This is a genomic window from Candidatus Zixiibacteriota bacterium (assembly GCA_021159005.1).
Lineage (GTDB): Bacteria > Zixibacteria > MSB-5A5 > UBA10806 > 4484-95 > JAGGSN01.
Window position 1 is genome coordinate 1 of record JAGGSN010000220.1, and the last position, 14,206, is coordinate 14,206.

Below are 14,206 nucleotides of genomic sequence, written 5' to 3' on the forward strand. Positions count from 1 at the left end.
GTTGGGAATGACGCGGGCAGTGTGGGAATGACATCACTATAGCATCCGCCTAAGGCGGACAAAAGGCCGGACAGTAGTGATAAAATATTTATATGATTCATTTTAAAATAAAATTCTTGCCAAAAATCAGCAGTTGTTATATTAATAATTTACGTTATGAGTAATCTCATAAAAAGGTTGAAACACTAATTAATCAGACCCAAAGGCGGAGATATGAATAGGAAACTACGCTTTGATATTGCGGACGAACGTCTGGCATATAAAGGTTCGCTAAAAAGATACAGCTTAAACAATGATAGGCTGATAGAGTTTAACCATCGCCACACCACAGTATTAGCTAACTATGATTTAGCTTTGGTTGAAGGCAATATATTTACGTTATGCGATAAAATTAACAATCAATCAAACCTTGGAGCGCTTCGCAACCGTCAGATTAGGGAATCGGTAATACTGTCGGCGGCGCTGTCAGCAGCGGCAGTTGGACTTCATGGGCGCGGAAACCTGAATCAGATACCCAAAGAAAAAGTAACCCAGGATATAACAAACGAACTAAAACGAGCCAACGACCGTACAGCGGCTCATATAATGGCTGAGGTTTTGCAAACCACTACCGAGATGCTGCCGGTCGGCGAGGAAGTGCTTATCGAGTCAACAATCACAGAGGGTGTCAGGGTAAAACCCGGCAAAGAGGCTGGCGGTAATCCGACAATCTCTGTTGGCGCCTTATTTGGCAAAAAGGAGCATAGCTGTCAGTATGGGCTATCCACACCGCAAAATGTTACATTGTTATCTATGGGCAATGATGTTATTGATGGCACTACTAAATCCGTTAAGGGACTTCATTCAAGTTTGACAGCGTTGTTTATTACAGAATCCAATGTCAAGCGTCATTTGCCGGATATTTATGTTCAACGCTGGATGAGCGGCGAATATTTTGAGGAGTTTAATCCGCGCGAGGCAAGCCTTATGGATGCCGCGGAGATAATCGCGCATTCTTATGGATTCTCCAGCCCTGATAGATTAAGCGCATTTTTCTTAGATAGAAAAAGACATTATCCGGCTATGGAAATATTAAATAATAATGGTATAGCTACTCCTTACGACAAAGACGGCGACCTGTTCCCGGCGATTATACTTGGATCCGAGGATGTTACATTCCCCAATGACAGAAGGCTTCACTCGATGATTGGTGAAATTGGCGGTTCGGCTGAATGGGCAGTTGGAGTTTTGCCCTTGGTTTGGCGAGGCGGACAGGCAATCGGCATGCTTACCAGCCAGTCATCTCTATCCCGGCGCGATTTAACCCCTGAAGAACTATGGAAAGAAAGAAATCACTATACTGAAGAAGAATTCATGCTTATTCAGGATGCCCGTTTTGAACAAAAACCGTATTTCACAATAAAAGATATTCTCGAAGAACCATTCGCCGGCGGCATCAGCGCTTTTGGAGGCATAACAGATAATTACTACCTTCCTTCTATGAAAGGCGTTGCCTCTGATAAAATGAAAAATACCGTAACTGTTAATACGCTCACTATTAACTCGCTGGGGATTATGGAATGCTGGGAGCTGACATTCAAATGTAAAAATGATTTAACCAATACCATAGAGCTGATGAAGTCGCCCAAAGAAAAACTGGCTAAACTCGAAAACAAAGAACTCGAAAAAGCTGTCGGCAAAATTCTTAGCAATGAACGTTTAAGAAAGCGCTTTCGCATATTTTTTAATAATGAATACTACCCGGCGCTTATTCCCGTACGCGACAGGATGGTGCTTTTGCCCAATGCGGTCAATACCCTTATCGAAAGAGGTGCGCTTGGGGAGAAAGACCGGAAAATTATCGATATCACTAAAAAATTAACCGATGACTGGTTTATCGACGCATACTAGATATATTCCTATCAAAATGATATTATTCCATTGCTTAATTAAATTTTACGAGGAGTTTATATCAATTCTCTTATAAGATGTTCAAAGTGTTTACTGCCAGAGTCTATGCCGAGAATCAAATTCGATGATAGCGGTATCTGCAATTACTGCCATTCATATAAAAGACAAAAGATATTAGGCGAGAAAGCATTAGCATCAATCATCAATCGTTTCAGGCATAAAAACAATGACTATGACTGCATAGTAAATATAAGCGGCGGTCGGGACAGTTCATATACCATCCTTAAAATGGTGAAAGATTATAAAATGAGAGTTCTGGCTGTGAATTACCAGAACCCCTTTACGCATCCGTTGGCAACTGAAAACATCGATAAAATTAAAAATATACTTGGCGTTAAACTTATCAGTTTTTCTTTTAAACCCGGTTTTCATCAAAGAATACTCAGAGATAATCTTAAAGCCTTATTAAAAAGACCAGACCCGGCTATGGTGCCAATGGTTTGTATCTCATGCAAATTAATCTGGAAAAATATTCTTGATATCGCTAAGAATTATAATATCAAATTAATTGTTTCCGGCGGCAACTATTTTGAACAAACATCTTTTAAAAGAGTTCTTCTGGGGAGCGACCAGAACCAGGATATTAAAAAATATTATTCCAGATATATAGCTGGCCTTACCTTTCGAGCGCTCCGAAATTTTCGCTATTTAAGACCGCAAACTTTATTGCCAACAATTAAGGGCTATCTTTACAGTAATCCCTATTCGCCTATGGTCAGATTTAAAGCTCGCGACACAATGAAAATAGACCTGTTTTATTACCTTCCCTGGAATGAAAAAGAAGTCGTCGGTAGAATTCAAAATGAATTAGACTGGTTATACCCGAAGGAGGGTTCTGGCAGTTGGCGGTTCGATTGCCTGATTGGTCATCTAAAAGATTATTTTTATCTAAAAACCTTAGGCCTTACCGAAAAAGATGATTTTTACAGTAAGCTTATCAGGGAAGGTATAATGACGAGGGAAGAAGGATTAAAGCGTTTAGAAATTGAAAACGAAGTAAATGTTGACAGCCTTAATAAAGTACTGAATATGGTTGGCATTAATTATAATCTATTAGAAAATTTACTGACTAATAATACTAATGATTAGTGTCTTCAATAATATGTAATTACTTGTAAGCATTTTTATTATTGTTGCGGCCACACAACTCCTGAAATCTCTACCTTTCCCCTGTAATGCTTTTATATGTATTGAGTTATATATATGTTAATGTTCTCTCGTTTAAAAGCTGCCGATAAAAATTACTCTCCGAATAAAGCTTATACAAATATATCCGATTCAAATTGAAAAAGACACAATAATTCAAACACAGGAGGATTCAGATGTTTCAAAAATTCACGTCAAAGAAAAACCTTTGGTATTTCTCTACCCTTTTGGGAATTCTGGCAATGCTGATTCTTGCCGGCTGCGACGAAAACATTACCGACGACGACATTGATGCATTACACTCGGTAACTTTTAATCTTACTATACCAGAGTATGATAATATGGATGATCTGCCGGTTACTGCTTATTTATTCGAAAGCGAGGATGACGACAATCCATACAAATCAGAGCAAGCGACAATATCCAACAGTGAAGCATCAATTACATTGGAAGATATTGAGGAAGGGGAATACGTTATTATGGTTGTGGTCAGCTCGGACGGCAGTTCTAATAGCGAACAAACATTAGAAAAGGGCGATATGTTTTGGGGGGCGCTTGATGTTGACATCGATGATGATGAAACTATTACCATAACCGAGGACTACTGGCAAAGATTTCATTCGGTTCTTTTTGGCATAAGAGGAATTCCCAGCGGCCATACCGGTGAAGTTATCGCCGCGGGGATAATAGAAGATGGAGCCGACTGGACAGCCTTAGAAGCTAATCTAATCTGGGGAACTTATACTGTTATATATAACACTACGGCAATACTTGCCCCCTGTCCAATTGATTGGGAGGGCGAAAACGAATGGATGGATGAATCGCTTCCGGCCGATGACTATGATGTCTTGTTCCTTCTCGATGTTGACGGTTCGCCGGATGATTATCAGCTTGACGGACCCTATAACCCTATTAGCGATGATGATTACATGTATCAATATAATTATACGTGTGAATTAGGCGCCGATGATGAAGATTATACATATCTTACATCCGCATTTACTCCCGTTGTTTTAACGGGCAATACCCTGACTATAAACTATGAACTTCCTCCTATGGGTGAGTTATCAGTTGAGTATGACGAACCATCCATAGTAGTATCTTTGTGGGATGATTTCAGCGATGATGACCCGGTTAGAGCGCAGAGCGCCTTAGTTGAAGGAAATGAGGGTACGGTCGCTATTAATTGCGTTGCTAATGGCACCTATCATATTCTTGTTGCTATAAAAGAGGGGTTTACCGATAGCTCTGCAAATAGTGAAGGAGAGGACGATCCTCATGGCTTCTTGTTCTGGGGTGCTCTTGACTTTGTGATAAATTCTGATAATACAATTAACGTCGAAGATAAATGGTGGCAATGGACGATGGATATTATTATTGGCGTAAAGGGCATACCAAACGGTAATAATGGCGAACAAATAATGCTTCAACTGTTTCCGGACAGCGTTGATGTGATGGGCTATTATGGAAAAGAAAACCTGGTAAGAATGGGCATGGGGACAGTTTTTAATAACGCCTCTTTGGTTGGCATGATACCGCCGATGCCGACGTGTGGACCTGATAGTTTCCTGATTAACAGCAGTTTTGAGGATAGCTTCGATTTCGAACTCGAATCCGGCAGTTATCAGCTTGTCGCCCTGATTGACCAAAATTTTGACACGCTTGCTTTCAATCCGGATGATTCTACGCAGATGTATAATCCCTTTACTATTGGCGAGCCGTTTGCATTTATTGACTATACTTATAATAGTGCTGAAGAAACAGACAAAATCCAGATATTAACGGGTTCTTTCTCAGAAATGGTTGGCATAACCGGCTCAATTAGTTGTTCGTTATATACAGGCGGTGATATATACATAGTCTTTTCCGAGGATAACAAACTTGATACTACGGAAACTTCAATTGTCTATGAAGATTCCACAGACGATGGCCCGTTTTTCAGTTTCGATGTGCTTAGCGATACAAGCGAGGAATATGGACTGGCGGTTTTTCCCGGCGTCAAAGGGTTCGTGCTTGGTTTATGGGATGTTGACGGCTCAGGTTTGTTCGATGGTCCTAACAGCGGCGATTATGTTGGAGTATATCCAACTTTCGATTCACCCGATACGGTAACATGCGGCGTCAGCGGCACCTCTGATATTGATTTCAGTATTGATATACCTGTCGATAGTCTGCCGGAGCAATAATAATTTTTTAATCTCTCAGCATATAAAAAATGATGATGAAATGCAGGCGCTGGAATAAATCCGGCGCCTGTTTTTTTAATCAATATCATTCAAATATCGCCGCACCATATCCAATGCCGAATAGCAGGCGCGAAGACGGTTCTGATTGCGGTCTTTGCCGTAATGAAAATCTTTAGCCTTGGTACTGTCCTCAGCGGCAATCCCAATATATGTTAAGCCAACCGGCTTTTCGGGTGTTCCGCCAGTAGGTCCGGCAATACCTGTAATTGCCGCTCCTATTGAGGCGCCGGTAAGTTTTTTTACACCTTCAGCCATATACTTAACGGTTTCAGCCGACACTGCGCCATGACGTTCAATAGTGAGCGCGGGCACATTGAGGATTTTTATCTTGATATCATTCGAATAGGATATAACGCCGCCGAGAAAATAGTCTGAGGATCCGGGAATAGCGGTAAATATATTGCCCAGCATACCGCCGGTGCATGATTCCGCCACGGCAATTGTCAAACCTCTATCCGCAAGCTGTTTTCCGATAATATCAGGCAGTTCGTCATTATCGCAGCCAAAAATGTATTTGCCGATTATTTCCGTAAACTGTCTCTCGATTTCAGCAATTGCCTCTCTTGCTTTTACTTCATTATCAGACTTAACCGTTAAGCGAATATCAACGCCTCTGAAACTCGGCAGGAAAGCTATCTTTACCGGAGATTTCTCCTCAATGATATTTTTTACTTTCTCAAAAATAACCGACTCGGCAATACCAATGGTTCGTATTTTTCGATGAATAATATTAATTTGTCCGCTTATCTTTTCCTTAAAGTAGGGTAAAACCTGTTCTTTTATCATTATTTTCATCTCGGAGGGCACACCGGGCATGGAGATAAATATCTTGCTGTTCTCCCTGAATAAAATTCCAAGAGCCGAACCAATCCTGTTCTCAAAAAACTTTGCTCCTTGCGGCAATAGAGCCTGATTCTGATTAATCGGCGGCATCACCATCCCCTGCGCCTTGTACTTATCTTCAAGTTCTTTAAGTATGCTATCATGAAAAACAAGCTGTCTTCTAAAATACTTGCAGATAATTTTCTTGGTAATGTCATCATGAGTAGGCCCCAAGCCGCCGGTAGCTAATACAATATCAACCCGCTTCATCGCCTGCGCAATCGCATTTAGAAGTGTTTCGGAATCATCGCCTACAGTTGTATGGTAAACAAGCTCAATTCCGGCTTCGGTTATTTTTTCGCCAATAAAGGAGGCATTAGTGTCTATTGTCTGTCCATACAACAACTCATCACCGATTGTTATTAATTCTGCTTTTATCCTATCCATTGAATACCCCAACTCCTTAGAAGAGTAATTATCAAATGAAGCACAACTGCCGCATAAACACCAGCCGCAATATCATCAGCGACAACTCCGGTTCCGCCTGAAATCTTTTCCCATTGTCTTGCCGGCGGCGGCTTAACAATATCAAACAGGCGAAACAAGAAAAACCCCAAGATATAGCAGATTATATTATGAGGAGCCATAAACAAAGCAACCGCCTGACCCGCCCATTCGTCGATTACAATATGACCGTCATCGGGACCAAAATACTTTATGCCGATATCTGAAAAATATACGGCTATAAAATAAAAAATTATTATTACTACAAGCTGAATATACCAAAGCGATGGCCAGGCGAACCATAATATAATACATGCAAAAAGCGAGCCCCAGCTTCCGGGGGCAATCGGCATATAGCCTGAAAAAATACCGGTAATAAAAAACTTGTTAAATATCTCAATGATTTTAGGTGTTTTCTTTTCTGTCATTTAAGTAGTCCTTTCAGCATTCCGCTTGATTTAAGTAAATAATCAATCCCCGTAGCAACAGTAAGAATAACCGTTATTAATATTAATAAATCAAAAACCGTATTTGTCATGGGAGAACTAAACATTGCCCACTTGTAGCCAGCCGGAACAAGCCATGTCTTTAGGTTGATAAAAACCAGAATACAGGAAATTACCACCATCTGCGAGGCGGTTTTCCATTTGGCGGCATACGATGAGGTAATAACCATTCCTTTATAAGCGGCTATGGAACGCAGTCCAATTATAAAAAATTCTCTTATAATAATCGTAGCAACCATCCACGCCTTAGCATAGCCAAGATTAACAAAAGTTAAAAAAGCGGTTGAAACGAGAATTTTATCAGCCAGCGGATCCATAAACTTGCCGAAACCTGTCATACTTCCCATGCGACGGGCAAAATAGCCGTCTAAAATGTCGGTTAGGGCGGCGATAATGAATACAATAGTAGCCGCCAATCGGCTGTAGGGGTTTTCTATCAGGAATAACACCATATAGACAGGCGATAAAAAAATCCTCGAAAGTGTTAACAAGTTAGGTAAATTCATTAGTTAATTGCTCTTTTTTAACAAAATATGAATTTACACTGTATAATTAACTCTGTCAATCGGTTTCAGAATATTAAAACATATCATCGGAATAAATCATGTTAATATTGCAGGAGTTTCCCCGTTATTTTCAGAACATAGCAGGTCGGGTTCTGACTCGCTGAAGGCGAGGAAAAACCCGACAATTCTCGCAGTACAATAAGCCTCATACCTTTAACAAATTGCTTATCGGAAACGAATGTCGGATTTTTCCCTCCCCGCCACGTCGTCCGCCATAGGCGGAGCAATGACTTTTCCAACAAACTCATTAGGTAAGGTCAATACAGTTACCAAGCGGCTCTTAGCAATCAGTTCCATATTATTCAGCGAACCCTAATTATTTGAAATGTTCAAATCAGTATCTTTCCTGCTCGATGGGATTCCATACAGGCAACAAATCTTTCAATACATGATAATATATGTATATCGCTGCCGCCAAGCGAGAAGGCATAGGATTGAATTAAAAATTCATCGTTTTCGTACCCCTCAATCGTTCCATCAGCAGTGTTTATCAAAGTTGTTTTAAAGCCTGTATTTTCGAGTGAGGTTTTATCCAAGCTAATAAGATGTGTTTGGTCTGTTTTGAATCTTTCTTTATCCTCAAAGTTAATATTGCCAACCTGTTCTACTTCTATTTCATTACCGAAATGGGGTATTTTAAGAAGCTTAGTCCGAACCCCCATCGACATCGCCAAAAGAATATGCCCCAAACCGGTCGCCAGTATCGGGCGAAGCCCCACCAAGCGGGCGATATTGTCAATCGCATATTTCATCTTTTCCGGTTTGCCCGGTCCGCCTGCCAAGAGTATACCCTCCGGTTTGAGCGCAATCACCTCCTCGGGCGAATAATCAGCAGGCACAATCCTTATATCACAGTCATACTTTTTCAGGTTGCGAAGCAGCGAATATGGCAAACCGAAATCATAGGCTACAACCAAATAGTTCTTTTCAATAAATTTGCCATTATGCCGCCGTTGTACCGGCATATCCCAAAAAAACTCCAGAGAGGTCGAAAGCCGTCGAGTAAAATCATGGCCGCTGTCGGCTGAAGTTTCAAAAGGGTTACAAGCTTGGTGGCCGTTCACGTTTTCATTTTGAATTCTCTTAGCCGTTTCCAAACTTGAGGTTAGTATGCCTGATTTATCCGCCAATGGCGGGTTTTGTTCGAGCGTGTTTCTAAGCTGTTCAGGCTGATTAGGTTTAAAAAACGGTATCATATTTGAGCCTAAAAAGTTTTTTAGGTTATAGTATTTATTCTGATACTGCGATTTGCAAAGCGAGCCAAGTATAATCAGTCCCTGAAGATGCGGTTTGAATGATTCAATTTCGGAGAATAAAGGCCAGCGATTATATACTATTTCCGAGCCTGAAACTATTATTTTACCGCTGTTAACAGGTTCGGTTAATATTTGGTAGCGGAAATTCCGGGAATTATATACAACAACCTCACCAAAGGCATCATCACCCATGCAAATTGCTTTTCCGGGGAAAATTTCCCCATTTGTCAGTCCCAGGTAGGCGTTCATTCTGAAAGTTAGTACATATCGCAAGCAGATAAATTTGTCAAGCGATTTACTAAAAAATTGCAGCAATTTGGGATTTTGTATTTTAAACCGGTAATAATATAGCTTTATTTTGTTGACTTTCGGTCGATAAGGATTATATTCAAGTCTTTAATATGTTGACGGTACTATCCGTCGCTATCAGCTAAATTGTTTACTGATTGATAGTTAAATTGTAACTGCTATTTCCGGAGTGGATGAATGAGACAATCACAAAAAGTAAGTTTGATCATTGTTGCTGTGCTGGTTCTGTTATCGCTTTATGGTCTTTATCCCTCTTTAGTGTATCACTCGATGAGCCACGAAGAGCAAGAGACATTAAAAGCCGAAAATCCTACAGAATATTATGCTCTTAAGAAAAAATCTTTAAAGCTTGGGCTTGATCTCAAGGGCGGAATGCACATAGTATTGCAGGTACAAAAACCTGAGGAGGGCAAGTTATCGGATGTTTTAGATAGAGTTTTGGAAATTATCAGAAACAGGGTCGATAAAATTGGTGTTGCAGAACCCCAAATTCAAACATCCGGCATAGACCGAATTGTCGTAGACCTTCCCGGGTTTACCGATATCGAGCAGGCTAAAAAACTCATTGGTGAAACAGCCCAATTGCAGTTTAAACTTCTCCCAACTCCTGAGGTAACGCAAGCGCTGATAAATCAAATTGACTCTATTTTAGTCTTGGTAAAAACCGACTCATCAGATATTTCTTCCAAGGATGAAACTGAAGCCTTAAGCGATACCTCCATGGAAGCCATCGTTGATATATTCGAGGAACAAGCGCCAGGGGAAGACACCTCTGCCGAAAGCGAAGAGGATTATTATTCCCAACATCCGTTTATGCGGCTGGTACATCAAAATGACGGCACCAGGCTTGTTATATCAAGAACTGATTACTATGAAGCTCAAAGGTTGTTGAATTTTCCCGAAGTCCAAGCAATAATTCCTAAGGATATTCAGTTGGCTTGGGCTACAAGAGATTTTTATATCGGCGAACGAGCTTATCAATCGCTGTATTTTCTAAAAAAGCAGGTTGAATTGAGCGGCGATCATCTTATTGATGCAAACCCTACTTTTGACCAGTTCCGCCGCCCGGTAGTAAATTTCGAATTGGATGGGGCGGGCGCTAAAATGTTTTCCGCTTTAACCGGCGCAAATGTCGACAAACCGCTGGCTATCGTGCTTGATGACAGAGTCGAATCTGCACCCGTCATTCGCAGCCGCATTCGCGATAAGGGCCAAATCGAGCTTGGCGGAAATGCCACATGGGATGAAGCCAGACTTTTATCGGTTGTCTTGAAAGCCGGCGCTCTACCTGCCAAAGTTGACATTATACAAAATTCAGTTATAGGACCATCATTAGGGCAGGATTCAATTAACAAAGGCAAAAAAGCGTCTTTAATTGGCTTACTGTTGGTAATTGCTTTAATGTTATTTTACTATAGGATATCTGGTTTAATTGCAGATTTCGCCCTCCTTCTAAATTTCTTGTTTATTCTGGGCTTTATGATTATACCGGGTATTAATGCAACACTTACTCTGCCGGGAATTGCCGGAATTATTTTAACGATGGGTATTTCGGTTGACTCTAATGTGTTGATTTTTGAACGAATACGAGAGGAACTTCGAACCGGGAAAACGGTTAGAGCGGCTATTGATGCCGGTTATTCGAGAGCATTGCTAACAATTGTCGACTCGCATGTTACAACATTGATTACAGCGTTGTTTCTGTTTATGTTTGGCACCGGTCCGATTAAAGGATTTGCAGTTACTCTTTCGGTTGGCGTTTCGCTTTCGCTTTTCACAGCGCTTTTTGTAACTAAAATTATTTTCAACATGCGTAAAAAATACAAAGCTCTTAGCATATAGGCGGTAAATAATCATGATAGAGATAGTAAAAAATACGAAAATCGATTTTATTGGAAAACGGTATATTGCATTCATTGTATCGGGGCTTATGGTTGCCATAGGAATTATAGCCTTCGGAATGATTGTTACAGGCAATGCCAATCTCGGGATTGATTTTGTTGGCGGAGCTATGATTATGGGTAATTTCGAACAACCTGTTTCTGTAAACGACTTGCGCTCTGCATTTTCGGAAGAAGGTCTTGGAAGAGTTGACATCCAAAACATTATGGGAGAGGCTATTGCCCCTAATTCCTTTATTATACGCACAATAGGAGAATCTGATACAGCTGGTGATTCGCTTTTTAGCGAATATATTACCGCTCGAATAAAAAACCGCTTTCCTGCTAATCCTTTTCATGTTGACAGCATTGATGATATAGGCGGCGCTGTGGGCAAAACTCTTCGGGAACAGACTAGCTGGGCAGTTCTGCTTGCGTTAATGGGTATCTTGGTTTACATCTGGATACGGTTCGATTTCCGTTTTGGGGTTGCAGCTACGATTGCTACATTCCATGATGTCATTGTTGTTCTTGGAATATATTTTCTTTTGGGCAGGGAGGTTTCGCTTCTTTTAGTTACAGCCCTTATGACCCTGGCGGGATATTCATTAACCGATACAGTTGTAATCTATGACCGTATCCGCGAAAACCTGAAACAATTCCGAAAACGGGGCAATTTTGCAGAAACTATCAATGATTCCGTTAATGAGGTACTCTCGAGAACTATTATTACCAGTAGTACGACTCTTCTGGCAGTATTGTCGCTATTGGTATTTGGCGGCGAAGTACTTCGCGATTTCTCATTAGCGCTGCTATTGGGAGTTCTGGTTGGCACTTATTCATCTGTGTTCATTGCCAGTCCTATTATAGTGGAATGGGAAAAGAGAAGCCCCAAAAGGTTTAAATGAGCCAATTGAGTTAATAAGAAATTTTTAAAAGGGACGCGGTTAAGGCGTCTCTTTTTTTATCCCGGATTATTCACAAACTTTTGTTCCTTATAAGACACCCTGTATTCTTATGATTTTATGACAATACTAATGTCATATTATTGTTCTATTGATTAAAACTGATTTTTAACAGGGATGCTAACCCTGATTATTTATAAAATCAATTTTGTTATTAGAAATACGCATTTAATCTCATGGAAATAATATGATAACAACAATATCAGGAACCAAATGAGAATACAGAGTGTTTTTATGCTATCAATAGCTGCCTTGTGCTGTCGGAAGAAACACAGATTAGGATGTGTGAATAATGCGGGCTAATTTTATGAATAATGCAGGCTAAAAATAATCGAGTACAAACGTTGATATTAGGATTATTTATACAATTAAAATTAAGTCATATGCTATTCCATATTTTACTCTATTTCTAAGATTTTTGGGTTTTACCGCGGAATATTATCATGCTTGCGATTTTTCGGTATTATTGATTGTTCTATAACCACTTATATGTTTTTCAAATTACAACTTTGCTTAAATAATATTGAAACATTTTTTACATTATATATAAAATATGGATAGAATCAACCGAATATATTAATTGACTGAAGAAATTAAAAAAAATACTTGAAACCTTTACTAATGTTTATTAGTAATATATTTCTTATAAAGGAGGAAAGAGTGCCAAGAAAGAAAACAACTGCAAAAACAACTGCAAAAAGAAAAACCACTACGAAAAAATCCGTAAATAAAACTGCAGCAAAAAAGATAACCATGAAACTGCAGCAGCCTGAAGAAATTTCACAAGAAGTTCGTCAATACGCCTATGATATGTATATCAAAAAAGGCGGCTGGCATGGCGGCGACTTATCGGATTGGCTCGAAGCGGAAAAGAAAGTTAAAGAAAAACACTGTATGGTATAGTTAATAATCTTTAAGGATATTTTCCGGATACGGTTTTTTCAAACAATTAAGAACCCGTCAGCATATGTTGGCGGGTTTTTTATATAGGGACTATTTTAGCTCAGATTTTAATTTGACCCGGATTTTGCAGCCATGCCCGCCGGCAGGCAGGTTGGAATATTATTACAAATATCAACGCACCCCTAAATCCCCCGCCACTGGCGGGAGACTTTGAGATTGCATAATCATATAACATGTCAAAGGCAGTTATTATTCCCCTCTTGAGAGGAGCTATGGGTGTGTTCTTAACCCTAAATATTATTAGAGAAATTATTCTTAATTTTTTGATCCAAGTCTTTAATGGCTTGCTCAAATTTTAATTTGGTGACTCTTCTTCTCATTAAAAGTTCGCTGCAGTCTCCCGGAATAATGTTTTGTATGGATAGGGTTGCAATACCATCATTCCTATGGGAAGGCGGCATTTCAATTTTATTGCTTTCCGAATCATCATTAGATATGGTGAGAATAGTATCTGGCTTTTGTTCTTCATTGCATAGCGATTTCAGCTCAAATGTTTTTAATGAACAATCAGGCCAATCGTTATTCCAGCAGATTAATATATCACCGTCAATTTGGGAACCGTTATTAAATTCTGAACTCTTTAAAGCAAATACTATTTTTACTCTTTCCCAATGTTTGTTGTCGCTATAATTGTCTATACATCGGCGAGCAATAACATAATTACAATTGGCGGATACTTCCTCGATAAGAATGTCGAATTCATTCAACAAGCGTGAAAACATAAACATAACACCGGCTTTATTGACCGGAGCATATATTATATTATGCTTGCCTATTAAATCGCCTACAATTGACTGCATCTTAATTCTCCCCTTCCAGGCAGTATATTTTTTGACACTGCCAAAAAATTATATCACAAGACTATAATTTGTGCAAGAAATATTTTTCATTTATTTTCGCAAAAAGAAATATTCTTTTATCGCATAAAATCGGATTGTAAATGTGTAAAATAGATGAATTTTCAATAAATAATTTCATGTAATATCATCACTACTGTCCGGCCTTTTGCAGAACATTATAATCAACGTCGCTCCCGTAAAAACGGGAGTCCAGAGATTGGTTGTGCCGATACCTCCTGCCTGCGCCCGCCTGT

General features: G+C 39.7%; 11 protein-coding genes. 6 read left to right on the plus strand and 5 right to left on the minus strand.

Features of this window, described 5'->3' with window-relative positions:
* The first annotated feature begins 213 nt into the window (after nucleotides 1-213).
* The 3 genes from J7K40_14635 (at nucleotide 214) to J7K40_14645 (ending at nucleotide 5,282) form a co-directional block, all read left to right on the plus strand.
* Entirely contained in the window at nucleotides 214-1,890 is a 1,677-nt protein-coding gene (locus J7K40_14635; GenBank protein MCD6163635.1) for a fructose-bisphosphatase class II, read from the plus strand.
* A gap of 72 nt (nucleotides 1,891-1,962) precedes the next feature.
* A complete protein-coding gene (locus J7K40_14640; protein ID MCD6163636.1) occupies nucleotides 1,963-3,039 on the plus strand; it encodes an ATPase in 1,077 nt (358 codons plus the stop codon).
* A 233-nt stretch (nucleotides 3,040-3,272) separates the two neighbouring features.
* Nucleotides 3,273-5,282: a hypothetical protein gene (locus J7K40_14645; protein ID MCD6163637.1), complete on the plus strand. Its 2,010-nt coding sequence runs from the start codon at nucleotides 3,273-3,275 to the stop codon at nucleotides 5,280-5,282.
* A 75-nt stretch (nucleotides 5,283-5,357) separates the two neighbouring features.
* On the opposite strand, the gene J7K40_14650 is transcribed toward J7K40_14645, so the two are convergent.
* The 4 genes from J7K40_14650 to J7K40_14665 all read right to left on the minus strand — a co-directional run bounded on the left by J7K40_14650 (nucleotide 5,358) and on the right by J7K40_14665 (nucleotide 9,269).
* Complete coding sequence (locus tag J7K40_14650) at nucleotides 5,358-6,611, minus strand: competence/damage-inducible protein A (protein ID MCD6163638.1); 1,254 nt, start codon at nucleotides 6,609-6,611, stop codon at nucleotides 5,358-5,360.
* Nucleotides 6,599-7,096 carry a phosphatidylglycerophosphatase A gene (locus J7K40_14655; protein MCD6163639.1) on the minus strand — a complete coding sequence of 166 codons (498 nt, stop codon included), beginning with the start codon at nucleotides 7,094-7,096 and terminating at the stop codon, nucleotides 6,599-6,601. The genes J7K40_14650 and J7K40_14655 overlap by 13 nt, the downstream gene beginning before the upstream one ends.
* Nucleotides 7,093-7,680, minus strand: coding sequence for a CDP-diacylglycerol--glycerol-3-phosphate 3-phosphatidyltransferase (gene pgsA, locus J7K40_14660; GenBank protein MCD6163640.1), 588 nt, complete (start codon nucleotides 7,678-7,680; stop codon nucleotides 7,093-7,095). The genes J7K40_14655 and pgsA overlap by 4 nt, the downstream gene beginning before the upstream one ends.
* A 389-nt stretch (nucleotides 7,681-8,069) precedes the next feature.
* Nucleotides 8,070-9,269: a hypothetical protein gene (locus tag J7K40_14665; protein MCD6163641.1), complete on the minus strand. Its 1,200-nt coding sequence runs from the start codon at nucleotides 9,267-9,269 to the stop codon at nucleotides 8,070-8,072.
* 213 nt (nucleotides 9,270-9,482) lie between these two features.
* Here J7K40_14665 and secD point away from each other — a divergent pair, with 213 nt between their 5' ends.
* From secD to J7K40_14680, 3 genes are all read left to right on the plus strand, one after another.
* Entirely contained in the window at nucleotides 9,483-11,147 is a 1,665-nt protein-coding gene (secD, locus tag J7K40_14670; GenBank protein MCD6163642.1) for a protein translocase subunit SecD, read from the plus strand.
* Nucleotides 11,148-11,160: 13 nt separating this feature from the next.
* A complete protein-coding gene (gene secF / locus J7K40_14675; protein ID MCD6163643.1) occupies nucleotides 11,161-12,093 on the plus strand; it encodes a protein translocase subunit SecF in 933 nt (310 codons plus the stop codon).
* Between the two features lie 717 nt (nucleotides 12,094-12,810).
* A complete protein-coding gene (locus J7K40_14680; protein MCD6163644.1) occupies nucleotides 12,811-13,053 on the plus strand; it encodes a DUF2934 domain-containing protein in 243 nt (80 codons plus the stop codon).
* Between the two features lie 290 nt (nucleotides 13,054-13,343).
* On the opposite strand, the gene J7K40_14685 is transcribed toward J7K40_14680, so the two are convergent.
* Nucleotides 13,344-13,913, minus strand: a complete 570-nt coding sequence (locus J7K40_14685; GenBank protein ID MCD6163645.1) for a hypothetical protein — start codon at nucleotides 13,911-13,913, stop codon at nucleotides 13,344-13,346.
* Between the last annotated feature and the right edge of the window lie 293 nt (nucleotides 13,914-14,206).

Coding starts and splice junctions, on each gene's coding strand:
- J7K40_14635 (MCD6163635.1), top strand. CDS start 214: ATGAATAGGAAACTACGCTTTGATATTGCGGACGAACGTCTGGCATAT.
- J7K40_14645 (MCD6163637.1), top strand. CDS start 3,273: ATGTTTCAAAAATTCACGTCAAAGAAAAACCTTTGGTATTTCTCTACC.
- J7K40_14650 (MCD6163638.1), bottom strand. CDS start 6,611: ATGGATAGGATAAAAGCAGAATTAATAACAATCGGTGATGAGTTGTTG.
- J7K40_14655 (MCD6163639.1), bottom strand. CDS start 7,096: ATGACAGAAAAGAAAACACCTAAAATCATTGAGATATTTAACAAGTTT.
- pgsA (MCD6163640.1), bottom strand. CDS start 7,680: ATGAATTTACCTAACTTGTTAACACTTTCGAGGATTTTTTTATCGCCT.
- secD (MCD6163642.1), top strand. CDS start 9,483: ATGAGACAATCACAAAAAGTAAGTTTGATCATTGTTGCTGTGCTGGTT.
- secF (MCD6163643.1), top strand. CDS start 11,161: ATGATAGAGATAGTAAAAAATACGAAAATCGATTTTATTGGAAAACGG.
- J7K40_14685 (MCD6163645.1), bottom strand. CDS start 13,913: ATGCAGTCAATTGTAGGCGATTTAATAGGCAAGCATAATATAATATAT.